The sequence below is a fragment of the Plantactinospora soyae genome, assembly GCF_014874095.1.
Taxonomy (GTDB): domain Bacteria; phylum Actinomycetota; class Actinomycetes; order Mycobacteriales; family Micromonosporaceae; genus Plantactinospora; species Plantactinospora soyae.
Genome location: NZ_JADBEB010000001.1, coordinates 5,979,186 through 6,003,586, shown reverse-complemented (window position 1 = coordinate 6,003,586; position 24,401 = coordinate 5,979,186). Strand labels below are relative to the sequence as shown.

The window sequence follows — 24,401 nt, the reverse complement described above, 5'->3', positions numbered from 1 at the left end:
GAAATCGGTACAGCGGACTTTGCTGGTACTGGCCGGCCGCACCCCGCCACCATCCACCTGCTCCCCCGAGACCTGAAAGGAAACGAAGCCACCTTCGGCCGGCCGATCCCCGAAGCCTGATCCGCCCGGCCTCGACGAACGACACTGCGGGATGCCGTGATCCGGCAGGCCGGATCACGGAGTACTGGCGATCAAGACAGTTCCGGCCGACGGCGTGGACGGGCCGATGGTGGTGGGATCGAGGCTGTGCTCGGCCGCGATGGTCGTCGCCCAGCAGTCCCCCCACGTCGCCACCCAGGACGACGCCAGATCGTCATCCGGGTCGAGATCTTCGGGCTTGCCGACGATCCCGAACGCATCGAGCAGGGTCCGCTCGACACCGAACGGCTCGCCGATCGCCGCTTCCGGGTACTCGGCGATCCACCGCCGGAGCACGGTGCCATGCTCGGCGATCAGCCATGCCTCGCCGTCGTTCTGTTCGCTGTGGAAATACGCCTGAGCCTTGCCGAACTGCGCGCTGAGCTCCTCGCACAGCTGAGTGACCCGATCAGTGCGAGCAAGGTACGGAAGGCCGAGCCACGCGCCGAACACCAGGATCCATCCGTCCAGGGGCGGAGTTACGACGACGGTCGAGAAACGGCCGTCGCCGCTGTGCGCGACGTCGTCGACCAGATCCATCCCGTCGGACCAGGTGCTCGGTCGCACACCTGTCAAGCCGAGCAGCCGCACCACGTCGCCCTGATCCGATGTGGCCACTGCGAGCCATGACAACCAGCAGGCACGGACCGGCACCGGCTTGTCAGCAACGTCCACGGATGTCACCGTACGGCCGGCCGCTCTAGCTTGTTTTTAACCTGTGCGGCGTGGTCTTGGGTTGGTCGATTTCTTGGTTTTCTTCGGTGCGTTGGCCGGCTTTGTGCTGGTGACGATGTGGACGTCGTGGCGGGTGGTGGGGTGGTGGTTGCGTCGGCCCGGTGGCCGGCCTGGGCCTGGCCGGGAGGGTTTCGGCGCACTGGCGGGGTTACCGGCTTTGCCGCGTAGGTTCCGAAAGCCTCGCCGGACGCGGGCGGGGGTGAGCCGTTCGGGTGGGGCGGGGCGTTCCCAGGGGCGGCGTAGGTCGGCGGCGGCGCCGCGGGCGAGGCGTAGCTGGGTGTAGGCGGCCAGCACTAGCCAGGTCCAGCGGTCGGCGGCGTGCGGGTCGCGTAGCTTCGGGCTGGTCCAGCTGAGGGTCTGTTTGAGCATGCGGAAGGTGTGCTCGATGTCGAATCGGCGTAGGAACGCCTGCCAGAGCAGGTCGACCTCGTTGCGGCTGGCCTCGGGGTCGCCCCAGCTGGCCGGGTCGCCGAAGATGAACTCGTCGCCGTGGCGTGGCGGCCGGCCGTTACCGGTCCGCTCCAGCGGGGCGCGGCGTCGCAGGACCCGGTCGGAGCGCATCCTGACCAGCACCCGCACCGGCAGGTCAGCGAGGAGGAACGCCAGTCGGGGGCCGTCGTAGCCGGCGTCCGCGACGATCCAGATGTCCGGATCCCCGGGCTGCCACTGCCCGGCCGTGATCAGCCGCCGTACCACGTCGCGTAGTTGTCCGGCGGTGACCGTGGCGGCGGCGGCGCCCGGGGCCAGGTGGCGCACGTCCAGCGGTGCCGTCCACGAGCTGCGGCCGGTCTCCAACGCGGTGACCAGGGAGTACGGCCAGCCCGGGATCATGATGTGCGTGTCCTTGCCACGGCCGTAGGTGTGACACAGCACCCGGTGCGGGCAGGTGTGGGCCTCCGGCCGCAGCCAGCACGTCACGTCCACCGCGAGCACGATCCGACCGTCGCCGGCCCGGGGCACCGGCACCGCGGCCAACGCCGTCCGCAGCCGGTCTACGTCGACACGACCACGGTTCAACGCCGCGTACAACGACCCGTGACCACGCCGGTGCTCACCAACCAGCGACAGCCCGACCAGCGAACCCACCGGCCCGTCCGCGCACAACGCCGCGTCGACCAGCTCGAACAACGCATCCGCCCGACGGGTCAGACACCGGTAGAACTCCCGCCGGAACGCCGCCAACCCCGCCGCCGGATCGTCCACCGGCCGCTCCACCGCCGTCGTGGCGGCACTGGGCGTGTCAGACGGCAGCAGCCCAGCCAAATAGTTGAGAATAGTGGCCACGGCCACCGTCCTTCTTCGCGTCCTTGCAGGGAACGCGAGGATCATCAGACGGTGGCCGCCCCACGTCCCGACGACACGCCGCATCCACACGGGACTCCGCAGCCAGACCGGCAGCCGAGGTTAAAGAACAAGCTAGCGTTTGGGCGGAGATCGGCCCCCGGCCGCTGCCATTGCGGCGGTCCCCAACCCAGCGCGAATCAGTGTGTGTCGTGTGCGTTACATCGTCGCGGTCATTTCAGGTGCGATCGCTGTAGTCGGGCGTGTGTGCTGACGGCGGGCCGAACCACCCCGCGAGCGCCTCCCGCAGCGAGGACACTGAGGTGTCGGTGGATTCGTCGATCGCCGCGGCCCAGGCGACATGGGCATCCGGGCGGATCAGCAAGGCGTCGGCCGGCCGGGCGTGGGTCTTCGCCGTGTGGATCTCGACTCGGTCCTCCCAATCCCGGGCGGCCGAGCGGACGTCGTCGCGGTCGGCCAGGTCGAGCAGGACGGGCCGGGCGGCCGCCATGAGGTTGGCGACGCTGGTCATCCCCTCGTCGGTGTGCAGGGTGAGGTCAGGAGCGAAGGCGCCGACGAGATCGTGTCGCACCGCGCCAGGCAGCGGGTATCGGATATCGGCTCCGGCTACCAAAGCTCCCATGCGACGCAACGCCGGCTCATCGGCGAGCAGTTCCTGAAAGACCTGCCGCAGCGCCTCGGCCGCCGAGTCTTGTCCACGCCGGAGCGCGACCTGAGCCCGGGTGTGCAGGAGCGTACGCACACCGGCGTAGTGGCGTTCGGCGTGATAGGTGTCCAACAGGCCGACCGGCGCCCAGCCGTGCAGGTCGGCGGCCAGCTTCCAGGCGAGGTTGACCGTGTCCAGCAGACCGGCGTTGAGCGCCACACCAGTCGCCGGGAACAGGTGAGCCGCATCGCCCGCCAGCAGAATCCGCCCGGCGCGATAGCGTTCGGCCTGTTGGGCCTGGAAAACGAAGCGCGAAAGCCGAAGCGGTTTGCCCAGCGGCAGATCCGCTCCGAGCACCCGGCGGATGCTGTCCAGCAACTCGTCCACGCTCATCGGCCCATCGTCGGAGGCGTCGGGCTCTTCTTCCACAGTGGACAGGAGCAAAACATCTGCGGAAAGCCACCCGAACCCGAACACCCCGTGTTCGGTCCGGGTGTACCCCGCGCTGAGCCTGCCCAGCCCAGGGACGTCGAGATCCCCGTTGTCCAGCCGCATCACGGAATCGTGAACCGCGACCTGGCCGAGCCGGTTGACGTCGGGATACGTGGTTCCCGAGAACGGGATGTCTGCCAGGTCGCGAACCCGGCTGTACGCACCGTCGCAGCCCACCAGATAGCGCGCCCGCACCTGCAACAATCCGTCCGGTCCGCGAACCTCCACCGTGACGGCAGCGTCGTCCTGGTCGACGGCGATCACGTCGTGCCCACGGCGTACGTCTGCGCCGAGTTCGCGCGCACGTTCGTCGAGCAGCCGCTCCAGGCGCGGCTGCGGCAACTGCACCGCGTGCAGCGGCGGATCGGCCAGGCCGGTGAAGTCCAGGTGGACTCCGCCGAACGGGTACCGGGGCGCCGGGTGGGGATCGGTGCTGGCGGCCTCAAACCGCTCCAGCAGACCCCGGTAGCGCAACAGTTGCAGAATTTGCCCGCCCAGGCCGTTTGCCTTCGGGATGTCCCGCAGCCGCGACTGCCGCTCCAGCACCAGCGGCCGTACGCCAGCCAGGCGTAGCTCGCTCGCCAGCATCAGGCCGGTCGGCCCGGCGCCGACAATGATCACGTCGGCGTCGTGTCCCAGCGGGATCCGGTCGGCGGCGACACGCATTCGTAACTCCATTCCGGATGTTTGCGGCCCGCCAGCGGAATCGGCTTCCTTCTGGGGCCGGCCCGGCGGGTCAGCTGCAGCCTTGCGCGACTGTGACGTGGGGATCAACGAGAGCTTGAGCAACATGGCATAACGCCAGGCTTATCGTCGGAGGTCAGGAATGGCTGGCTAGAATCCCGCTGGACCGCGTCGAGGTTCCGGGCGACCTCGCGGCGTAGCAACGCCGGATAGTTGCCCGCCTTCATGGGTACGTCGGCAAGGTGCACGGCGAGTTGGTGCGCCGCAATGGCCGACCATGGCGGGTGGTCAACCTGTCCCGCTGCGGGGCGGTCGCCTCCGACGTGCTCACCCGCCAACTGCCCCGTGAAGGTTTCGTGGCGGTTCAGCGGCCGCTTGTCGCGGGACGTCAGACGACCGCCGCCATGTGCGGTCGGCCCATCCGACCTGATGGGGAGGGGTCGATGGTCGAGTGCCAGTTGGGCGAAGGCGAGGATGAGTGGCGTCTCGCGGCCGGTGCGCCAGACGAGGGCACGCAGTGCCGAGAACGTATTGCTGAAGTGGAACTCGGTGCGTCGTGTAAAGGTCAGACCGCGCTATGTGGTCTTCTGCGCGTCTCCGGCGGCTTGGACGAAGGCGCGGACCAGCGTATTTTCACTGGCGCTGCGCCACACCGGCGCGTACCGCAGGATCGGTCCATCGGCGATGGGCACGAAGGTGATGTCACGGCGCAGCCGGGAGGCGGCCACGTATCCCCCGATGGGGGATACGACGCTGCCGGTGCCGATCGCTGTGAAGGCCTCCTCGAGGGTGGCCACGGCGATTCCACGCCGGATGGGCCGCCCGGCCGGTGTCACGGACGGCGTGTGCGCCTCCCACACATAGTCCGGAATAGGCCCCTCCAGATCCACCACTGGGTGATCGCCGAGATCCTCTATCTTGACCCGGTCCCGACTGGCCAGCGGATGATCGGAGGCGACAGCCAGCACCAGGTGCTCGGTGTACAGCTCCGGGCCGACGGTGAGGTCGGGCTCGCGGGCAGGTAGCCAGAGCAGCCCGACGTCGACCCGGCCGGTGCGCAGCCCGCCGAACGGATCGGCGGGGAGAATTTCGCGTATGCGCAGCTCACATTGCGGATGCCGCTGTCGGAACAGATCGAGGACGGCCGCGATCTTCTGGTGGTGGGGGCCGAACGTGCCGATGGTCAGGGTACCGACCTGCCCGCGAGCGGTGGCGGCAGCCTCGTCAATGCCTGCCATGATCTCGCCGTAGCCCGTGTGAAGCCGGTCGCGGAGCCGCTCGCCGAGTGGGGTGAGCCGCACGTTGCGGCTGGTCCGCTCGAACAGGGCACCGCCGATCCGGCGCTCCTGCTGTTTGATCGACTGGCTGACCCGCGCCTGGGACACTCGGAGACGTTCTGCCGTACGTCCGAAATGGAGCTCTTCGGCCAGCGCCAGGAAGATCTCGATGTCGCGCAGTTCCACCAGGCTGCCTCTCCCTCCGGTCAGGCGCGTCCGAATCCCGTTCCTGATTTGCGCGATCTGGAAGTTTACGGCGGTGGCGACGGCCCGTCCCTCGATCGTGACCCGGGCCACCCTCGACCGTGGGGCCGCGCATGGCGTCGAACGATAACCGATGGCTTATGCGGCGGTTCGATCTTTCGCGTTGTTCCGCCCCGTTGGTGGGGGCAATCGTGGGTTCCATGAGCGAAGCCTTGATCGACATCGTGGCGGTGTCGGATTACTCCGGGTTCTCGCGGTGGCAGGCTGTGGCGCCACCCGGTCGTGTAGTCGGGGTGGCCAGCCTGCGGCCGATCATCCCGTTCGGGCACGACGTTCTGCCGCCTCCGACCCCGGCCGTGAACCCGGGCGCTCCCGAGCTGAGCCTGTACGTGGAGCCGCAGTGGCGGCGTCGCGGAATCGGTTCCCGGCTGCTGACCACCGTCCGGGAACAGATCGCCGAGCCACGCCTGGTCACGGACGTGGCCGCAGGCTCGCCGGGGGAGGCATTCTGTCTGCGGCACGGCTTCCAGCACACCCGATCCAGGCGACATGACCTGCTCACCTACTGCGATGTTCACCAGGCCTGGCTGGGTGAGCTGGTCGACGCCGAGCGCCCCGGATATCGCCTGACCCACTGGACAGGCAGCCTGCCCGACACGCCCGGTGCCGAAGAACTGCTTCGAAGCCCGAGCCGCCCCGGTAACGCCGTGCTGACCGCCGCGGACACGGACGGGGACCTGGCGGCCTACGCCGTTGCGATCGTCGGTGCAGTCTCCCAACCGCGCGCCCGCCAGTACGGATCGGTCGTGCTCCCCCACCATCGCGGACGGCGGCTGGGCCTCTGGGTCAACGCCGCCCTGATCCAGCGAATGCGCGAGTTCCACCCACACATCAACGAGATCGAGACCTTCACCGCCGAGGACGACCTCCACCTAAGCGCCACACGCAAGCACCTCGGCTTCCATCCCCTCGGGCGAACTCACCTCTACGAGCTCGCCCTGCCATAAACCTGCCCCCAGCCCAAGACCAAGCGATACGCGGAGCCAACGCGCGCTGCCGGAGAGAGGTTGTCACGAATAGTCAGGAAACGTACAACGCGTCAACATCGCCATCCGTCCGATTGGCGTTCGTAACGATTTAATGGAGGACACCACCATGTCCGTCGCCTCTTCCGATCAGGACAACCTCACTCTACGAGCCGCTGCGGCGTCCCGGGTATGGTTCATCACCGGGGCCAGCCGTGGCCTCGGCCGCGCCTTCACCGAGGCCGCGCTCGCCGTCGGCGACCGGGTAGTCGGCGCGGCCCGCGACGTCTCGCCGCTGGACGAGCTCGCCGCCCAGCACCCGGGCCGGCTGCTGGCGTTGCGATTGGACGTCACGGACCGCGCCGCGGTCGTCGACGTCGTCGACCAGACGGTCCGGCACTTCGGCCGGCTTGACATCGTCGTGAACAACGCCGGTGCGCTGTTCGCCGGGATGATCGAGGAGTTCACCGAAGCCGAGGCACGCGCCCAACTAGAACTCAACTTCTTCGGCGCGCTCTGGGTCAGCCAGGCCGTCCTGCCGCCCCTGCGGGCCCAGAGCCGTGGACACCTCGTGCAAATGTCCAGCATCGGCGCGCTCGGCGGCTTCCCCAGCACCGGGCTCTACAGCGCGAGCAAGTTCGCCCTGGAGGGGATGAGCGAGGCGCTGGCCGCCGAAGCCGCCCGGTTCGGCGTGAAGGTCACCATCGTCCAGCCGGGCGGCTACTGGACGGACCTCTACACCAGCAGCAAGGCGACCACGCCGAACCCGGTATACGACACACTTCGCACAGAGTTGGCGAAGCAGTGGGCGGAAGGGTCGATCGACAGCGAACCGCGGCTGGCCGCCGAGGCGCTGATGACGCTGGTCAACAGTGACGACCCGCCGCTGCGGCTGCTGCTCGGCAGTATGGTCTACGACCTCGCCTTCGACATCTCCCAGCGACGCTTGGACACGTGGGCCGACTGGGAACAGGTCAGCCGCGCCGCCGAGCAGGCGATCCCGGCGCCTGCCACCGAACCGGCCTGACCGCCGCGACGACGTACCCGCGATCGCCCGATGCCACAACCGCGCAGTTCCGTTCCGGAAGCTGTTGACAGCATGGCGGATCCATATCGATACTTGTCCATCGACAGGCGTCTACCTCTTGTGGCTCGGGTCGATCCCAGGACTCGCCGCATGGTCGTCGACCATGACAAGCAGCCAGGGCCAGCCGCAGGCCAGCCACACCGGCGACAGCGCCGCGCCAACCGGGTTCAGCCTCAACGGCGCCACCTGCCACTGAACACCCTGCCGCGTCCGGCACCTGCCGGCTCCGGCATGAGCATCAATCACCTGATGCTGACCTGTAAGGAGATCCCCCGTGAGCAGCATCCCGAGCCAGCGTAAGAGACGTACGAGAATTGCTCTGCTGCCGGCGACGGCGCTACTTCTGGTCGGCGGCGCGGTGATCGTTCAGTCGACCACGCCGGCCGTCGCGGCCGAGACGACGCTGCGGGCCGCGGCCGCCAATGCCGGCCTGTTCTTCGGCGTCGCCGCCTCACCCGGCCGGCTCAGCTCGATCGTCGGTCAGGAATTCAACCAGCTCACCCCAGAGAACGACATGAAGCCGTCGACGATCGCCACGTCCACCGGAGCCCTGCAGAACACCGGCAACGCGGACACGCTGGTGAACTACGCGCAGTCCAACAACATGGTGGTCCGCGGTCACACCATGGTGTGGCACTCGCAGGCAGGCTCGTTGCAGGGCGCCAGCCAGGCGACGCTGAACACCTTCATCGGCAACGCGTTGACCCGCTGGGGCAACAGGATCGCGTACTGGGACGTCGTCAACGAGGCGTTGGCCGACAACAACACCGGCGCGCGCCGTACCCAGTGGCCGCACACCCTGAACCGGGACGCGAACGGTGACGGTGACTTCTTCGACGCGACCGACACCGACGTCATCCGGGACTCGTTCATCCGGGCCAAGCAGGTCGTGCAGCAGAACAACCTGAGCACCAAGCTCTGCATCAACGATTACGACATCGAGGGCCTCACGGTCCAGGGTGGCACCGCCAACCGCAAGGCCAACGCGATGTACGACATCGTCAGGACCTACCGGCAGTACATCGACTGCGTCGGCTTCCAGGCACACTTCAACGACAACCCGAACAGCATCATCACGGGCGATCTCCAGGCCAACATCCAGCGGTTCGCCGACCTGGGCGTCGAGGTGCACCTCACCGAACTCGACATCGACGACGACCTGAGCAACAACGACATCGGCCAAGGCCAGGCGGACAACTACCGCAAGGTCGTCCGGGCCTGCCTGAACGTCGCCAGATGCACCGGCATCACGGTCTGGGGCATCGCCGACAGCGAATCGTGGCGCTCCTCCGAGCGCGGGCTGCTCTTCACCGGCGGCAACGGCAGCTACCAGCGGAAGGCCGCGTACACTGCGGTGCTCGACGAGTTGAACAAGGGCCGCAACGTCTCGCCGACCAGTCCACCCGGGTCGCCGACCAGCCCGCCGGTGTCGCCCTCGGTACCCCCGTCGCCGACTGTGTCGCCCACCCCGCCGCAACCGCCCGCCGGGTGCTCGGCTTCGGTGTCGCTGAACTCGTGGAACGGTGGATTCGTCGCCACGGTCCGGGTCACCGCCGGCTCCGCGCCGATCAACGGCTGGTCCGTCGGGCTGACCCTGCCCAGCGGCGCCACCGTGTCGAACTCGTGGAACACCACCGCCAGCGGCACCAGCGGCGCTGTGCGGTTCACCAACGTGAGCCACAACGGCCGGGTCGCCGCCGGGCAGTCCACCGAATTCGGGTTCCAGGGTACGGGGACCGCCACCGGGATCACCCCCACCTGCACCGCGTCCTGACCTGCCCGGTCCGGGACGGGCGTCGACTGCCCGCCCCGGACCGGTCGAACTCGCGTTCGGCGCCATCGCCGCCTACAACATCGCCCGTTCCAGCGCGAGACGCTGCTCGGCTGTCCACTGATAGGCCGCCCGCACCTCGTTCACCACGCCGAGCGCACATAGCCGCACCATGGCCGGCTCGCCAGCTGCCGCAGCGGTCGCAATTCCTCGCCAACAACGATCCTGCCACCACAGGATCGTTCGAATCAGCTCTCCCCGGGCCAGCAAGCCGTACGCGTCCGCGATCAGTCGTACCAGCCTCGCAGCCTCGGCGATGTCCACCCCCGGTCCCAGGCCGACATACTGCCAGCACACGTGGGCCACGTCGTGCACCCGAGATCCCGGCGCCGCCAGGTCCCAGTCGATGAAGGCCACCGGATGCAGGCCATCTCCGAGGTCGCGATAGACGGTGTTCCTCGGGGACAGGTCATTGTGACAAACGACCTCCTGATCACCGGCGAGGTCACTCCCTGCGGTCAGATCATGCAACTGGCGCACCAGACGGCTCACCGCCACCAGACCCTGGTCGGATCGCACCTCGGCCGGCTGCGCTTTCTCCCAGGCCACGTGACCGGCCAGGAAGGTGAGGACTTCCCGACCCTGATCATCGAAGCCGAGGTGACGCGGCGCGCCCGGCCACTGGCAGTGCTCAAGAAACCCCAGGACATCCCGAACGAACCCACTGGACGGCGAGACGGGTCGCCGCACCGTGTCGCCCACCCGAACGACAACATTGACGAAACCGCCGGACAGCAGCTCCGGCTCATCACCGCTCATGTCATCAGCCCCTCCGCCTGCCCGCGTGAACCGTACTAATCTGGCGCCGATCGTGCGGGCCGACAGCCTGCGAGGCGTCTGGGCCTGGTGCGGACGAGTGCGGACGCGGTGGCCAGACGTCGGCCGAGCCGGCGGGCCGTCGGCCGCCGAAGCTGCGGGTTCGGCGACCGGGGCCAGCTCGGGCCGCGGCCAACGCACGGTCAGCCCGGAGGTGAGAGCAGGTGCCTTTTCGTGGCCGTTCACGTTTAGGGGGTAGTTGTCATGGCGCGAACGAGCACAGGCCGGGATAGTCTTAGCGCATATGGCTACCTATCGCAGCGCCTCAGTGCTTCTCGCCTCGGACGGCACCAGGACCCCCGGCACCGCCGCGCTCTTCGCCGAGCCCGCCCGCAAGGGTGGGACCCCGCCGTGGGCAGGCGACTTCCGACCCGCCAACAGCGCCGGCAATGGCCCCAAGAACGCGGTCGGGAAGACCTTTACGTTGGAGCTGCCCGACGGCAGCACCGGCAAGGTCGTGGTCCAGAGCCTCAAGAGCGGGAAGGGCGGCGTCGTGCTGGCGCTGATGGGCGAGGACGCACCCCCCTTCTGATCATCAGGCAACTGATCGCCGCCGACACCACCGGCTGGAGACGGCCGGTATACGATCCTGCCGATGTCAATGCGTTCGGATAGCTGCCGGACGCATTGCCTCACCCCCGGCTGGGCCTCGACGAGGGTCAGGTCCACTGATCTGTCGCTGAGAACGCTCGAGCCGCTCGCTGCCGTCGACGCAATGCGAGCGGCGGGGAGTCGCGGGTGATGCGGCAGCGCTGGTAGTGGCCCGGTCCGGGCTGCCCTGGTCGGCAGCGGCCCACCGGTCAGGGCCACCGGTCAGCGGCGGCCGGCGGCCAGGGTGACGAGGTACTGTCCGCCGCCGGCGTCGACGCTCGCGGTCACCGGCAGTCCGGGCACCAGCCGGGAGAACCGGTCGACCAGCCAGTCCGCCGCCTCCTGGGCATCCTTCTTGCTCGGACAGCGTGCGACCAACTCGCGGCCGCCCTTGCGTTCGAGTCGCTCGGCGACGGTGATCAGCGGCGCGGGCTCCACCACGTGCAGACGGTCCGGCCAGGCGATGACCACCTTGACCGCGCCCTTGCGGGTGTTGCAGGCACGGTGCGCCAGTCGCTCGGCGACCTTGGCCTTCTTGTCGGCGGTGCGGCTGTCGACGCTGGGGCCACGCGGGTCGTTCACCGATTTGTCGGCGTCGACCCGCTCGTCGCACACCCAGCATCGCCAACTGTCACGCCTCGCGACGTCATCGAGGAGACTCATCCGAGCAAACTAGCCTGCCGGCCCCCGGCCAACGACAGCCCCCGGCAGGTCGAGGCACTCACGGGGAGACAGTGCGAACCCACCGCTCCGGGTGCGCGTTCGCCCGAGGCGGGATAGGCAGGAGCGACGAGACGGGCGAGGCTGCCGGCCCGGACAAAGGAGACGATGTGTTCATCGGCGCTTCACAGGGTTGTTGAGCGGCCAGCGCTCCGGTGTTCGGTCCGGCCGGCAAAGTATGACGATCTTGGCGCAACAGCGTGCCCGCGTGCGCCCCGATCTGATGGAATGGCGACCAATCCTCTATGGAAACACCCCGATTCTTGACCACACTTGCCGGTGCAGCAGTGCTGGCGGTCGTTCTCACCCCGGCACTCGCGACCCCGTCCGCCCAGGCGGAACCCAGGACGCCGACCCCGAGCAGCGACACCGCAGGCTTCCTCGACAACGGCATCACCGCCCACCGCGGCTACTCGGGCGCGTATCCGGAGAACACGATGACGTCGATGCGGCAAGGCATCCGGGTCGGCGCTGACTGGATCGAGCTTGACGTCTTCCTCTCCAAGGACGGTCAGGTCGTCGTCTCCCATGACCGCACAACCGCGCGCGTCGGAGACAAGAACCTGGTCATCGCCGACAGTACCTACAAGCAGCTGAGAACCGTCGACGTCGCCTGGGCCTTCCGCGACAGCAACGGACTGACCGCCAAGCAGGTCCCGGTCGAGCGGATGCCGCTGCTTTCCGACGTACTGAGGATGGTCAAGCAGCAGCATCGGACCCGGGTTTCGATCCAGCCCAAGGAGTCGGCTGTGGTCGAGGCGTCGGTGGACGTCGTCCATCAGCTCGGGATGCAGGACTGGGTCGGTTTCAACGACGGCAGCCTGCCGCTCATGACACAGGTCAAGCAGCTCGACCCGAGCCTGCACGTCTTCTGGGACACCAACACTTCGGACATCGACGGCTCGATCGCGACAGCGGTGGATCGCGGCTTCGAGACCATCGTCATGAACCAGGCGCACGTGAGCCCGGAGTCGATCCAGAAGATCCGGGCCGCCGGCATGGAGGCCGGAGCCTGGACGATCAACGACTTCGCCGTCATGCAGCGGTTCTTCGACTGGGGCATCGACCGCGTCTACACCGACCACGCTGCCGAGGCGCTTCAGCTTCGCGGGCACGATGACCGGACCGGCATTCGCCGCGGTCTGCTCGGGCACTGGTCGTTCGACGACCACAACGGGGACTTCGCCGACGACGACGGCTCGGTCAATCAGTTGCGTCAGGGTCGACTGGTGGCGAACGCGGCCTTCGCCGGGCGCGGCCGCCTGCGTGGTGGCGTCACGTTCCAGGGCCACCGTGACTATGTCGACGTGCCGATCGAGGTTCTTCCGGATGCGGCGGACCGGTACACGACCGCCGCGTGGTTCAAGCCGGCGCGGGCCGGCGTTCCGTGGCGTCAGTCCATCCTCGAGACGTCCGGTGCCGGGGCGATCTCGGTGGAGCTCTCGGAGGTAACCGGGCAGCTGAAGTACAGCGTTCAGACCACCGGCACGTCGGTGATCGCGGAGTCCGACAGAGTTCCGGCCCCGGGTGCCTGGCACCACGTCGCCGTCTCGTACGATCAGGCCACCGGCATGACCCGCCTCTACCTGGACGGCGGCGAGGTCACAAGTTTCGTGGACGCCAGAGAGACCGCGACCGGCGCCCTCGTCGCAACCGACGGCCTGCACATCGGGGCCTACCGCGACGCTAACGACCGCTTCTTCGAGGGCACGTTGGACGACGTCGCCGTCTGGGACCGCGTGCTTACCACAACGGAACTCGGCTGGCTCTGGAACGCCGGTCGCGGCAACGCTGTTCCGTCGACCTGACGTGATCGAGTCGCGCTTCGCCGGGCATCAGAACTCCCGGCGAAGCGCGACTACTAGGCGCTCTGGCCCTTCCCATCGTTGACACGGCCCATGCAGCAGGGCGACGCCCGGTTGCCGGCCGGGGCCCAGGGCCCCGGCAAAGTCCTGATGGTGTACGGCTTGACCGGGTTGGAGTAGACGCGCCCGTGCCGGCGGTAACCGGCGCGTACGACCGGCATCGCGTCGTGGCAGGAGAACTCGCACGACTCGAATACGCATTACTGCCAGCCCTCGCCGCCGCCCCTTCGAACACGCCCGTGACCAGCTGATACAAGAGTTGCCCAGAGATCCCTCAATACCAGCCTGTCAGTGTGAGTCAGACCAGGCCGGCACGGATCAGATCCGGCGGTGGAGGCAATTGAGGCACGGGAGGAACCATGCGACAGGTGGTAAGACGAGCCCTGATGGTGGCCGGAGGGGCAACACTCGCGTTCGGGATCATGGCGCCGGGAGCGGCTCACGCGGCCGTGGGAACGGCGTCCACCAGTTATGGGTACGCCTCGTTCAACAGCTCGACCCGGGTCCTCAGGGTCACTGACACCTATGGGGACAGCCGTCGTGTGACGGCTTGGGTGCTGGCCTCGGCCGGGCGCGTCGTGGTGTCGACAACAGACGCCAACGGCGCCAACAACGGCACAGTGTCGACCACCGCACGCGCCGGGAGCTACGCCAGCGGCGAACTCCTGGAACTCAAGGTGTGCAGGCAGAACGGCTCGGGCGGAACTCCGACCGACTGCGGCTACGCCTACCTCGAGGGATAGCCCTCGAGAGCCGGTCCCGCTGGCCTCCCCTTCCCACAAACCCTGTAATTGACGGAGCCGGACGGGCAGGCTGATGGCCTGACTGACCGCTGATGGTCTCGCCCGGACCGGGGCGGCGTGAGCGGGTTCGGACGTGACCGGACGCGGGTCGCTGTTGTGACCCCCGTCCACCGGTGACGTGGTCGCCCGTCTTGAATGACCCCGTCCGGTCACGGTCGCCGATCACCACACTCGCCGCGCGATGACCTGACACTTGACGGCATGAAGCAAGATCGGAAAACATTGCTGTATGCCGATGCTTGGAGGCGCCCTCAGTAAGGTCGTTGCCGTCGCGGGAGTGCTCGCCGCCACCGCGGCGGCCGCTCCGATGTCGGCCGCGCTGCCGGAGTACACCACCGCCGAGGCGGGCAACCCGATCGTGGCCGGGTGGTACGCCGATCCCGACGTGGCGATCTACAACAACCGCTTCTACGTGTTCCCGACCGCTTCCCGCCCGTACGCGGAACAGACCTATCTCGACGCCTTCTCCTCGACCGACCTGATCACCTGGACCAAGCACCCGAACATCCTCACCACCGCGAACGTGAGCTGGGCGCGGTACGCCGTCTGGGCGCCCGCCCCGATCGCCCGCAACGGCAGGTACTACCTGTACTTCGGGGCCAACGACATCCAGAGCAACAGCGAGCTCGGCGGTATCGGGGTGGCGGTGGCCGACCGGCCCGAGGGGCCCTACACCGACGCGATCGGGCGGCCGTTGATCTCGCAGTTCGTCAACGGCGCCCAGCCGATCGACCAGGACGTCTTCGTCGACGACGACGGGCAGGCGTACATCTACTACGGCGGCTGGCGGCACGCCAACGTCGCCAAGCTGAACGCCGACATGACGAGCCTGGGCACGTTCGCCGACGGCACGACGTACAAGGAGATCACTCCGAGCGGTTACGTCGAGGGCTCGCAGATGTTCAAACGGAACGGCAAGTACTACCTGATGTGGTCCGAGGGCGGCTGGACCGGGCCCGACTACTCCGTGGCGTACGCGATGGCCGACTCACCCACCGGCCCGTTCATCCGCCTCGACAAGGTCCTGGCGCAGGACCCCGCGGTGGCGCGCGGCGCCGGGCACAATTCGGTGCTGAACATCCCGGGCACCGACACCTGGTACATCTTCTACCACCGCCGCCCGCTGTCGGAGACCAATGGCAACGCGCGGCAGGTCGCGTACGACCGGATGAACTTCAACGCCGACGGCACGATCCAGCGGGTGAAGATGCTCGTGAAGGACAACTTCGCCGACGGAGACGCGCTCGGCTGGAAGACGTACGGCGGGGCCTGGTCGGTCAGCTCCGGCCAGTACCGGACGACCGCCTCCTACGGCGGCAAGTCACTACTCGACGACAACCACGTGAACGCGACCTACGACCTCGACGTCACGGTCACCTCGGGCATCGGCGACGCCGGGCTGGTGTTCCGGGCCGCCAACGTGGGGACCGGAACCGACGCCTACCGCGGCTACTACGCCGGCATCACCCCGGCCGGGCGCGTGATCCTCGGCCGGGCCGACAACAACTGGACGCTGCTCGGCTCGGCGCCGCTGCCGGTCGTCGCCGGCCAGCGGTACCACCTGCGCGTGGTGGCCGGCGGCTCGTCGATCAGGGTGTACGTCGGTGACCTGACCGCTCCCAAGATCTCGGTCATCGACGCCACCTACGCGTCCGGCAAGTCGGGCGTTCGCGTCTACAACGCGGCCGCGGCCTTCGACAACGTCGCTATCACCAACCAGTAGGTGCCGGGCGGGAGCGGGCTAAAGTCGGACGCTCCCGTACGAGCACCCAGACGTCGACCGGGGGCGGTGAATAATCGACGGCATTAGCGAACGCTGTACAGGGTCCCGCACCTGCCACACCCTTGGCGGGTAGGTGCGGGACCGGCGGTTACATCCCTAAGGTGATCCCATGCCTGCCATCGTGAGTTCCACGAAGACCCGAGCCGCGCTGCGTACCTCGGCGCACGTCTCGCTGCAGATGTTGCTGGTCTTGCTGATGACGTGGGTGGCCCTGTGGCTGCTTGGCCGGGCATGGTCGGTGGTCTGGCCGTTGGTGGTCGCCCTGCTCCTCACAACGTTGACCTGGCCGATGGCCCGCTTCCTACGACGGCACGGATGGCGTCCCGCCCTGGCCGCGTCGGCCGTGACCGTCCTGTTCCTGCTGGTCGCCGCGGGTACCGTGGTGCTGATCGCGGTGCCGGTGGCTTCACAGTCCGGCGAACTGGTCACCGGCGTGACAGATGGTATCCAGCAGATTCGGGAGTGGGCCGCCGGCCCGCCACTGAACATCGGTGACGACCAGGTCACCCAGGCCTTCGACACCGCGATCGCCCGCATCCAGGACAGCGTCGGCGGCATCATCACCGCCACCCTTTCCGGGGTGGGAACCCTGGTCAACGGAGTCGTCACCACCATCCTGGCGTTGTTTCTCATGTTCTTCTTCCTCAAGGACGGTCCGAGGTTCCTGCCGTGGCTGACCCGGCAACTGCCCGGCCGACTCGCTGTCGACGTACCGGTGGTTGCCGAGCGTGGTTGGGCCGCACTCGGCGCGTTCGTACGGTCCCAGGCGCTCGTCGGCCTGTTGGACGCGGTCTTCATCGGCCTCGGCCTGTGGATCGTCGGCGTGCCGCTGGTGCTGCCACTGGCGGTGCTGACCTTCGTATCGGCGTTCGTGCCGATCGTGGGTGCCCTGTTCGCCGGCTTCGTCGCGGTACTCATCACACTGGTGTCGAACGGCCCGACGGATGCGCTGATCGTGCTGGCCATCATCGTCGCGGTCCAACAGCTCGAGGGAAACGTGTTCCAGCCCATCGTGCAGAGCCGCGGCCTCGGCCTGCACGCGGCGGTTGTCCTACTGGCGGTGACACTCGGCGGTAGCCTGGCCGGGATCGTGGGAAGCCTGCTCGCCGTCCCGGTCGCCGCACTCGTCGCGGTGCTGTGGAACTACGTGCGGGAGCAGCTCACCGATCCGCCCCAGGAGCCGGACATCGAGGAAGCCGAGGCGCCGGCTACGAACAGCGGGGACGAGAAGACGCCGTAGCGCGTCGGACCGGGCAGGATCGCCAGTGCCTCCGGGACACCGACTCGACTGGTCCGGCCACCACCGTCTACCTCAAATGCCGTAAGCCCGGCGCCCGAGCGGCGAGCGGGCAGAATCCTCGAGACGTCCAACTCGTTTCGTCCCGAGTGTCGATCGGGTAGGTGAGGGCATGGATCGCAACGTGGTCAAGGTGCTGCTCGCCGCTTGGGAACGACCCGACTTCCGGGCTGGCCTGCGGCACCTGATCGACCTTGACGAGGTGACGTCTCTGCTCGCCGCGCTGGCCGTCGACGATCACGACGACGAGGTGCGGCGCCGGGCGATGGAACTCCTGCGGTCGGCGCTGGAAACAGCGGAGATCCGCGGCGCGGTCCTGCTGCTGATAGAGACCGACGACATCCGGCACAGCCTTGCCGCCGCGATCTCGGACAATCTCGCCGACCGCTCGGGGCTCGCGTCGTCGATCCGGTCCGCTCTGGACGATCCCGCCGTCCGCGCCGAGATCCGCGACGCCCTCGAGTCGCAGGGGATGCGGACCCTGGTATGGAAGACGGCGGAGGATGAGTTCCGCGGCCGTCGACTGACACTGGTCAGGGAGGCGACGTTGCTGCTCCTGCGGCACCGCCCCGCCCGCCGCCTGGTCTGGGCGCTGAAGCGGCACGGCGTCATCCGAGAGTTGCGCCGCAGGCCGGCACTTACCTGATCGCGCGGGGCAACCGTCATCCGCCACGGCTGTCCGATCCTGTTCCTCGCCGTTTGTCGGGTGGCGGCGAGATGTCGAAGGCTCACCAGGAGTGCGGGTGTCGTTACCGAGGCCAGATGGCACCAACTGCGGGTGCTGAGAGAGCTCAACACCCGCAGTGTGGTGTGCGGTTCAGGCTGCGGCGAGGAAGCGGATGAGACTGTCGAGCAGCGTGTTGCCGCGTACTCGGCCTGAGGGCGGGTTCCTCGCGGCCGGGCACGTCCGCCAGTCGCTTGGTCGGTACGACCTCGGCGTAGGTGCCGGAGATCGGAGGGCCGCCGCCTGGACTCGCGGCGCCAGGACCAGACCCTGCACGGCATACGCCCTGGCGGCTACAGGGCGGTCGCGGTCTTTCCCAGGATGCTGGCGAGTGCGTCGTAGTCGACGGTTTGCCCATCCTTGATGTCAACGGCTTTGCGTTCGCCGTTGCCCAGTGCCCGAAGGTACCCCTTGACCTCCGGAATGTCCGTGGCGTTGAACACCATGAACGAGACCTTGTCCTTGGCCACCGCGATCACGGCCGCGTAGTGCCCGTTCTTGAGGTAGTGCGGCTTGCCGTACTGGAGCCGCTCCTCGACATCTGGAATGGTCTGGCCGACCATCGCACGTAGTTTCTCGCACACATCGATCTGCCACGGCTGTGCCTTGTTGATATACTGGGTTACATCGTCACTCATGGTCTTCTCTTTCATCATCGTCGCCAAAATAGCGGTTTGTATCTAGACCGCATGCACATCGACTGGCTGATCGTCTCGGCCCCATTCTCGCTGATCACGGTAGTGTTGTTCCACTCGCCCCGTCTCAGCGTCGTCGAGACGACGTATCTGGACGTTGCCGGTCATCTTGCCGACGAACCCGGCTCCGTCGGTCATACTCGGCCAAGAGGCAGCGAACCCCTCACAGGTGACCCGGTCGAGCAGCAGTGCGTCGGCGGCCGGGAGCTACTCCGGCCGGTCCGCATGGAGCCCTCGCTGACGGACTGGGAGGTGAGCCGCCGCGGGTCGTCGACGGCCCCGTCGGCGGTCGTGAAGATGGACAGGACGACGCACCCCATATCTGCCTCCCAACGTGGCTTCGGCGACCTCGGGTAGAGCCTCCAGCACGGGAACGGGCGCTGGCATCCGTGGCGGCCACCGATTCCACCACCCATTGGCCCACCCAGTACTGATCCCAGGGTCAGGGATGATGGTGCGACGACCGTCGGGTATCCCGCCGGAGCGTCGAAGCGGGAGATCGAGGTACGGCGTGGCCGACGAAGGCCGCTCGCCGACCGCACTTGCTTGTGGACGCAGAGATTGCGGCGGGCGACCACCTGCTCGGCTCGCCACGCGATCTCCGGTCGAGTCACCGGATTTTCCGATCGGGTGTCGGTCGCCGGGTCCTGGACGGCAGCTCGGAGCCCACGACGACGGCGACCCCGAGCACCACGACCGCACCGCCGACGATGGTCGACATCGTCACGGGCTCGGCGACGATCAGCCAGCCCAGTACGACGGCGACCAGCGGGTTGACGTAGGCGTACGTCGCGACCAGCGAGACCGCGGTCGACTGGAGCAGCCAGACGTACGCGGAGAAGGCCAGGACCGACCCGGCCAACACCAGGTAGGCCCACGCCGCCCAGGAGCGAGCAGAGTAGGTCGACGGGTCGAACTGCTCCCCGGTGGCCAGCCCGAAAATCACGAGCAGCACGCCACCGATGAGCATCTCGTAGACCACGACGACGAACGGATCGCGCGGCAGCCGGAGCCGGGGTTGCCACCACGACCCGAGCGCCCAGGACGCGCTGGCGAGGACGATGACCGCTATGGTCCACGGCGGGAACGATCCGCCGAGGCCGTTGGCTGTGATCAGCACAGCGACGCCACCGAACCCAACGGCCCCACCGACCAGCATCCGACCGGCTGGCCGTTCGCCTGACACGATGCGGCAGCAGATCACCCACAGTGGCACCGCCGCGATCAGCAGGGCCGTGATCCCCGACGGGGCACCGCCGCTCTCGCCGATGGTCACCATGCCCTGGCCGAGTGCGGGCAGCAGCAACCCGACCAGGGCACAGCCCAACAACTGTGGGCGTGTCACGGCGAGTCGGCGCAGACCGCTGCGCGCCGTCAACGCCCCGGCCACCAGGAGTCCGGCCGTCAGGAAACGAGTTCCGGCAGCCATCAGTGGCGGCATCTCCTCGACCATGATCCGGATCGCCAGGTACGTCGAGCCCCAGACGACATACACGATCCCCAACGCGATAGCGATGGATATCGGCCTGGCCCGAACACGTGCGAGTGTGAGGCTCGGCCGGTCGGTCGTGTTTGGCTGTTGCAGTTGGGCCGTCATGCCCACGACGCTATGGCCAGCCAGTACATCGAGAAAAGCGATAGCTTCCGATAAAGTCGATCGCTATCAGCGATGATCGGGCGTACGCTCGGGCTTGTGACCAACATCGAGCTGCGACACCTCGCCACCATGGCCGCGATCGCCGACGAGGGCTCGTTCGGCCGGGCGGCCACCCGGCTCGGCTACACCCAGTCGACCGTGAGTCAGCAGATCGCCGTACTGGAGAAGGCCGTCGGCGGCCCGTTGTTCGACCGGCCCGGCGGCCCCAAGCCGGTACGGATCACACCGCTCGGCGCCGTCGTGCTCGAACACGGCCGCGACCTGCTGACCAGGGTGGCCGCGCTGACCAACGCAGTCGACCGGTTCCAGGCCGGGGACGGCCGGATCGACATCGGCACCTTCCAGAGCATGTCCAACGTGATGCTGCCGACGGTCGTGCGCCGGCTCCGCGACGAGCACCCCGACTGCGACATCAGGCTGACCGAGGAGGTGCCAGGCCAGCAGCCACGAATCGACGACCTCGACCTGCTGTTCTACGACGGCAGGCTCGATGGCGATGTCGAGCATTTCAAGCTGCTCGACGACCGGTACGTGCTGGTGGCCCGCCCGGGCACCTTTCCCGAGGGCCCGGTCCGGATTGAGCAGCTCGACGGCGAGCCGCTGGTGGCCTATCCCCCGGTCTGCGACCAGCCCAGGATGGAACTCGCCCTCGCGCGTGGCGGCGCCCGCCCGCGGATTGTCTTTCGCAGCGCTGGCGACGACACGATCCTGTCGATGGTGCGGGCCGGGATGGGATCGGCGGTGCTGCCCTGGCTGGCCGTCCACGGGTCCGACGTCCTGCCCGACGATCGACTCAGTGTCCACGAACTGCGGCCAGCGCTACCGCCACGCGAGGTGTTCCTGCTCTGGCAGGCCGGCCGCAGCCACTCTCCACTCGCGGCGCGGACGATCGAGATAGCTGTCGAGGCCGCCGCCGACATGGTCAAGCAGATGTGAGGCGGCGCAGCCATCGTCGCGACGTGCCGCAGTTCCATAGCGACCGCAGCCTAATATCGTCGATAACGATCGACGTGATCGGAAACAATCGCTTTTCCCAATGCGAATCCGGATCTAGCGTCGATGACATCCTGTTGGGCGGCTGGCTGGGCGACCGGATCGGTCGACGCGCAACCTCGAAACGAAGGGAACACCCCGATGACAACGATGACCGACAACGAATGGCGAACCTTCGTCACAGGGGGAACAAAGCTCGCCCACGTCGCCCTCACCCGCCGCGACGGGCGGCCCCACGTCACTCCAGTCTGCTTCATCCTCGACGGCGACGAACTCGCCTTCGCGCTGTCCCCGGGAAGCATCAAGGGCAAGAGCCTGGCCCACGATCGGCGCATCGCACTCTGCGTCAGCTATGAGCGGCAACCCTACAGCTTCGTCACCGTCGAAGGAGAGGCGCAGGTCTCCGCCGAGCCAGACCAGATCAAACACATCGCCACCCGCATCGCCAACCGCTACTACCCCTCCCAAGCCGCAGAGGACATCGCTGAATCGTTCGTACAGGAAGGTTTCACCGCAGTTCGGATCACCATCACCAACGTCATCGCACGAACCGGCCTCGGCTGACACGCCCACGTGGCCCGGACTCGGTGTCGCTGGAGTCGGCCAACACCGGGAGCGTTATTCAGAACGCCTGGCTGGTCCGCTGCGATCAGACACACCGTGTCACTACGTGTGACGGCGACCGGGCGGCCCTGCCCCGGCGCCCGCGTGACAGCATGGCCCTGCATGAGTCCCGCATCGCCGGACCGCTGGGCCAGCCATCCGCAACCGGACGGGCCCGACATGCTCGCCGACCTGGGTTACCTGTTTCCGGACCCGGCGTCCGCTGGTCAGGTAGCACCGGAGCGGGTGAAGCAACCGCACGCGGTGACCGCGTTCGGGGGCCGCACCGCCGGCGAGCCCCCTCCGGTCCGCACTCTCGGAGAGCCTCGCGACTGCGCGACACCGACGTCGATAACAAAGAATTGCTGTTTGATTTCTTGGGGATCGACCCGACCCTCTTCGGTGAAAAGTGTTATCCGTCGCCGCTGAACGGGTCGGGTCATCTGGAGCGCGTCCTCATCGGTAGGTTGGCGCTCGCGACGGTTCACACATTGATGCCTACCCCTTGAATACCTCGAAACAGTCTGGCAATATGCCGTACATCCGCCTGAGCGGCTCACCCATGTCTCACTTGTTGCTCGTGAGGCATTAGGGCCGATCATGTTAGCGGTAACACGTTCGGTTCCTGCACCCCGAGAGGACAGTTCGGAGCATCGCCGGTACGTTGGCGGCGAACCTGGCCGGCAATCCAGCCGTCCATGCCGTCACGTCGAAATGACGGACGGCGTCGCCGGCCACGCCGCGCTTCTACTGTGTCGTCCCGGGAATGCGAGGAACGCCACCATTGCCACGCGTGTCGCACAGCGCCCCGGGTGGTTCGGGCAAGGAGAAAGACTATGGATGTCGTGGCGCAGGCGCCACCAGTCACGCCGGCTCCAAGACCGGCTCGCCAGCGTACGGTCCGCGGCCCACGACGCCGTTGGCGGTCCGGGCTGGTCGTCACCGTGGTGGCCGCGCTCGTCGCTACCGCTGCGGTCGCGTTCGGTCCGGCCCCGGCATCGGCGGCGACGGTCGACACGAGCGCGTGGTACGTGTTGATCAACCGCAACAGTGGCAAGGCCCTGGACGTGTACAACCTGGCCACGAATGACGGTGGGCGGATCGTGCAGTGGGCCCGGAACAACGGCAACCAGCAGCAGTGGCAGTTCGTCGACTCGGGCGGCGGCTACTACCGGTTGCGGTCGCGGCTGTCCGGCAAGGTGCTGGATGTCCAGAACTGGTCGACCGCCAACGGTGCCGGCATCGTGCAGTGGACCGACGGCAACGGGACCAACCAGCAGTTCCGGTTGGCCGACTCCGACAGCGGCTACGTCCGGTTGATCAATCGGAACAGTAGCAAGGTGGTGGAGGTGCAGGGCGCCTCGACCGCTGACGGCGGAAGCATCGTGCAGTACGACGACTGGAACGGCAGCAACCAGCAGTGGCAACTCGTCCGCGTCGACGGCGGCGGCACCCCCACCACACCGCCGACGACGCCGCCGACGGGCACGTGCGACCTTCCGTCGACGTACCGCTGGACCTCGACGGGTCCGCTGGCGCAGCCGAGGTCGGGGTGGGTCTCACTCAAGGACTTCACCTATGCGCCCTACAACGGCAGGCATCTGGTCTATGCGACGACGCACGACACGGGAACCTCGTGGGGTTCGATGAACTTCGGCCTCTTCTCGAACTGGTCCGACATGGGCTCGGCCAGCCAGAACGCGATGTCGTCCTCCACCGTTGCGCCTACGCTGTTCTACTTTGCCCCGAGGAACGTCTGGGTGCTTGCCTACCAGTGGGGTGGGACCGCTTTCTCCTACCGGACGTCGAGCGACCCCACCAATCCGAATGGCTGGTCCGCACAGCAGACGCTCTTCACGGGGAGCATCTCCGGCTCCGGTACGGGACCCATCGACCAGACGCTCATCGGTGACGGTACGAACATGTATCTGTTCTTCGCCGGCGACAATGGCAGGGTCTACCGGGCTAGCATGCCCATCGGCAACTTCCCGGGCAGCTTCGGCTCGTCATCGACAGTGATCATGACTGACTCGACGAACAACCTGTTCGAAGGGGTCCAGGTCTACAAGCTCCAGGGCCAGAACCGGTACCTCATGCTCGTCGAGGCGATCGGGTCGCAGGGTCGCTACTTCCGCTCGTTCACGGCCACCAGTCTGGGCGGTTCGTGGACACCACAGGCCGCCACCGAGAGCAACCCGTTCGCCGGCAAGGCCAACAGCGGCGCCACCTGGACCAACGACATCAGCCACGGCGAACTGATTCGCGGCAACGCCGATCAGACCATGACCGTTGATCCGTGCAATCTACAGTTGCTCTACCAGGGCCGTTCACCCAACTCCGGCGGCGACTACGGCCTGCTGCCCTACCGTCCGGGTCTGCTGACACTGCAGCGTTGACGGCGTGACGCAGGTCCGGCTCCGGCGTTCCTGACGC

General features: G+C 67.5%; 21 protein-coding genes. 13 read left to right on the top strand and 8 right to left on the bottom strand.

The annotated features are described in order from the left end of the window. Positions 1-174: 174 nt before the first annotated feature. From H4W31_RS26155 to H4W31_RS26140, 4 genes are all read right to left on the bottom strand, one after another. Positions 175-813 (bottom strand): hypothetical protein, encoded by a 639-nt coding sequence (locus H4W31_RS26155; protein WP_192769077.1) that lies wholly within the window; start codon positions 811-813, stop codon positions 175-177. A gap of 36 nt (positions 814-849) precedes the next feature. After that, positions 850-2,088 carry a transposase gene (locus tag H4W31_RS26150; protein WP_318783750.1) on the bottom strand — a complete coding sequence of 413 codons (1,239 nt, stop codon included), beginning with the start codon at positions 2,086-2,088 and terminating at the stop codon, positions 850-852. A 304-nt stretch (positions 2,089-2,392) separates the two neighbouring features. Then, on the bottom strand, positions 2,393-3,979 hold the full coding sequence (locus tag H4W31_RS26145) for an FAD-dependent monooxygenase (RefSeq protein ID WP_192769076.1): 1,587 nt from the start codon (positions 3,977-3,979) through the stop codon (positions 2,393-2,395). A 593-nt stretch (positions 3,980-4,572) separates the two neighbouring features. After that, positions 4,573-5,460: a LysR family transcriptional regulator gene (locus H4W31_RS26140; RefSeq protein WP_192769075.1), complete on the bottom strand. Its 888-nt coding sequence runs from the start codon at positions 5,458-5,460 to the stop codon at positions 4,573-4,575. A 131-nt stretch (positions 5,461-5,591) separates the two neighbouring features. On the opposite strand from H4W31_RS26140, the gene H4W31_RS26135 reads away from it, so the two are divergent. From H4W31_RS26135 to H4W31_RS26125, 3 genes are all read left to right on the top strand, one after another. Then, positions 5,592-6,485, top strand: a complete 894-nt coding sequence (locus tag H4W31_RS26135; RefSeq protein WP_192769074.1) for a GNAT family N-acetyltransferase — start codon at positions 5,592-5,594, stop codon at positions 6,483-6,485. A 148-nt stretch (positions 6,486-6,633) separates the two neighbouring features. Then, on the top strand, positions 6,634-7,530 hold the full coding sequence (locus tag H4W31_RS26130; RefSeq protein ID WP_192769073.1) for an SDR family oxidoreductase: 897 nt from the start codon (positions 6,634-6,636) through the stop codon (positions 7,528-7,530). A gap of 334 nt (positions 7,531-7,864) precedes the next feature. Then, positions 7,865-9,364 carry an endo-1,4-beta-xylanase gene (locus H4W31_RS26125; protein ID WP_318783410.1) on the top strand — a complete coding sequence of 500 codons (1,500 nt, stop codon included), beginning with the start codon at positions 7,865-7,867 and terminating at the stop codon, positions 9,362-9,364. A 72-nt stretch (positions 9,365-9,436) separates the two neighbouring features. On the opposite strand, the gene H4W31_RS26120 is transcribed toward H4W31_RS26125, so the two are convergent. Further along, positions 9,437-10,180, bottom strand: a complete 744-nt coding sequence (locus H4W31_RS26120; protein ID WP_192769072.1) for a phosphotransferase — start codon at positions 10,178-10,180, stop codon at positions 9,437-9,439. A 301-nt stretch (positions 10,181-10,481) separates the two neighbouring features. On the opposite strand from H4W31_RS26120, the gene H4W31_RS26115 reads away from it, so the two are divergent. After that, positions 10,482-10,769: a hypothetical protein gene (locus H4W31_RS26115; RefSeq protein WP_225945680.1), complete on the top strand. Its 288-nt coding sequence runs from the start codon at positions 10,482-10,484 to the stop codon at positions 10,767-10,769. Between the two features lie 281 nt (positions 10,770-11,050). Here H4W31_RS26115 and H4W31_RS26110 read toward each other — a convergent pair whose 3' ends face one another. After that, on the bottom strand, positions 11,051-11,491 hold the full coding sequence (locus H4W31_RS26110) for a hypothetical protein (protein WP_192769071.1): 441 nt from the start codon (positions 11,489-11,491) through the stop codon (positions 11,051-11,053). A gap of 344 nt (positions 11,492-11,835) precedes the next feature. Between H4W31_RS26110 and H4W31_RS26105 the strand changes: the two genes are divergently transcribed. The 5 genes from H4W31_RS26105 (at position 11,836) to H4W31_RS26085 (ending at position 17,942) form a co-directional block, all read left to right on the top strand. Next, entirely contained in the window at positions 11,836-13,356 is a 1,521-nt protein-coding gene (locus H4W31_RS26105; RefSeq protein ID WP_192769070.1) for a glycerophosphodiester phosphodiesterase family protein, read from the top strand. A gap of 416 nt (positions 13,357-13,772) precedes the next feature. Continuing rightward, positions 13,773-14,156 carry a hypothetical protein gene (locus tag H4W31_RS26100; protein ID WP_192769069.1) on the top strand — a complete coding sequence of 128 codons (384 nt, stop codon included), beginning with the start codon at positions 13,773-13,775 and terminating at the stop codon, positions 14,154-14,156. Positions 14,157-14,445: 289 nt separating this feature from the next. Next, a complete protein-coding gene (locus H4W31_RS26095; RefSeq protein ID WP_192769068.1) occupies positions 14,446-15,939 on the top strand; it encodes a glycoside hydrolase family 43 protein in 1,494 nt (497 codons plus the stop codon). A gap of 169 nt (positions 15,940-16,108) precedes the next feature. Next, positions 16,109-17,239 (top strand): AI-2E family transporter, encoded by a 1,131-nt coding sequence (locus H4W31_RS26090; protein ID WP_192769067.1) that lies wholly within the window; start codon positions 16,109-16,111, stop codon positions 17,237-17,239. Between the two features lie 169 nt (positions 17,240-17,408). Further along, positions 17,409-17,942 (top strand): hypothetical protein, encoded by a 534-nt coding sequence (locus H4W31_RS26085; protein WP_192769066.1) that lies wholly within the window; start codon positions 17,409-17,411, stop codon positions 17,940-17,942. Between the two features lie 371 nt (positions 17,943-18,313). Here H4W31_RS26085 and H4W31_RS26080 read toward each other — a convergent pair whose 3' ends face one another. Further along, positions 18,314-18,676 carry a DUF1801 domain-containing protein gene (locus H4W31_RS26080; protein WP_225945679.1) on the bottom strand — a complete coding sequence of 121 codons (363 nt, stop codon included), beginning with the start codon at positions 18,674-18,676 and terminating at the stop codon, positions 18,314-18,316. A 33-nt stretch (positions 18,677-18,709) separates the two neighbouring features. Here H4W31_RS26080 and H4W31_RS26075 point away from each other — a divergent pair, with 33 nt between their 5' ends. After that, complete coding sequence (locus tag H4W31_RS26075) at positions 18,710-19,072, top strand: hypothetical protein (RefSeq protein ID WP_192769065.1); 363 nt, start codon at positions 18,710-18,712, stop codon at positions 19,070-19,072. 253 nt (positions 19,073-19,325) lie between these two features. Here the strand turns inward: H4W31_RS26075 and H4W31_RS26070 are convergent, their stop codons facing one another. Continuing rightward, positions 19,326-20,210, bottom strand: a complete 885-nt coding sequence (locus tag H4W31_RS26070; protein ID WP_318783749.1) for an EamA family transporter — start codon at positions 20,208-20,210, stop codon at positions 19,326-19,328. A 198-nt stretch (positions 20,211-20,408) separates the two neighbouring features. Here H4W31_RS26070 and H4W31_RS26065 point away from each other — a divergent pair, with 198 nt between their 5' ends. The 3 genes from H4W31_RS26065 to H4W31_RS26055 all read left to right on the top strand — a co-directional run bounded on the left by H4W31_RS26065 (position 20,409) and on the right by H4W31_RS26055 (position 24,364). After that, positions 20,409-21,308, top strand: coding sequence for a LysR family transcriptional regulator (locus H4W31_RS26065; protein WP_192769063.1), 900 nt, complete (start codon positions 20,409-20,411; stop codon positions 21,306-21,308). A 198-nt stretch (positions 21,309-21,506) separates the two neighbouring features. Then, the gene (locus H4W31_RS26060) at positions 21,507-21,929 is read left to right on the top strand and encodes a PPOX class F420-dependent oxidoreductase (protein WP_225945677.1); all 423 of its coding nucleotides are present in this window, start codon (positions 21,507-21,509) and stop codon (positions 21,927-21,929) included. 875 nt (positions 21,930-22,804) lie between these two features. Continuing rightward, a complete protein-coding gene (locus H4W31_RS26055) occupies positions 22,805-24,364 on the top strand; it encodes a non-reducing end alpha-L-arabinofuranosidase family hydrolase (RefSeq protein ID WP_192769062.1) in 1,560 nt (519 codons plus the stop codon). Positions 24,365-24,401: the final 37 nt, after the last annotated feature.

Excerpts from the sequence above, each read along its gene's own strand:
- H4W31_RS26145 (WP_192769076.1), bottom strand. The coding sequence starts at position 3,979 with ATGCGTGTCGCCGCCGACCGGATCCCGCTGGGACACGACGCCGACGTG.
- H4W31_RS26135 (WP_192769074.1), top strand. The coding sequence starts at position 5,592 with ATGGCGTCGAACGATAACCGATGGCTTATGCGGCGGTTCGATCTTTCG.
- H4W31_RS26130 (WP_192769073.1), top strand. The coding sequence starts at position 6,634 with ATGTCCGTCGCCTCTTCCGATCAGGACAACCTCACTCTACGAGCCGCT.
- H4W31_RS26120 (WP_192769072.1), bottom strand. The coding sequence starts at position 10,180 with ATGAGCGGTGATGAGCCGGAGCTGCTGTCCGGCGGTTTCGTCAATGTT.
- H4W31_RS26115 (WP_225945680.1), top strand. The coding sequence starts at position 10,482 with ATGGCTACCTATCGCAGCGCCTCAGTGCTTCTCGCCTCGGACGGCACC.
- H4W31_RS26110 (WP_192769071.1), bottom strand. The coding sequence starts at position 11,491 with ATGAGTCTCCTCGATGACGTCGCGAGGCGTGACAGTTGGCGATGCTGG.
- H4W31_RS26100 (WP_192769069.1), top strand. The coding sequence starts at position 13,773 with ATGCGACAGGTGGTAAGACGAGCCCTGATGGTGGCCGGAGGGGCAACA.
- H4W31_RS26095 (WP_192769068.1), top strand. The coding sequence starts at position 14,446 with ATGCCGATGCTTGGAGGCGCCCTCAGTAAGGTCGTTGCCGTCGCGGGA.
- H4W31_RS26090 (WP_192769067.1), top strand. The coding sequence starts at position 16,109 with ATGCCTGCCATCGTGAGTTCCACGAAGACCCGAGCCGCGCTGCGTACC.
- H4W31_RS26085 (WP_192769066.1), top strand. The coding sequence starts at position 17,409 with ATGGATCGCAACGTGGTCAAGGTGCTGCTCGCCGCTTGGGAACGACCC.
- H4W31_RS26080 (WP_225945679.1), bottom strand. The coding sequence starts at position 18,676 with ATGATGAAAGAGAAGACCATGAGTGACGATGTAACCCAGTATATCAAC.
- H4W31_RS26075 (WP_192769065.1), top strand. The coding sequence starts at position 18,710 with ATGCACATCGACTGGCTGATCGTCTCGGCCCCATTCTCGCTGATCACG.
- H4W31_RS26060 (WP_225945677.1), top strand. The coding sequence starts at position 21,507 with ATGACAACGATGACCGACAACGAATGGCGAACCTTCGTCACAGGGGGA.
- H4W31_RS26055 (WP_192769062.1), top strand. The coding sequence starts at position 22,805 with ATGGATGTCGTGGCGCAGGCGCCACCAGTCACGCCGGCTCCAAGACCG.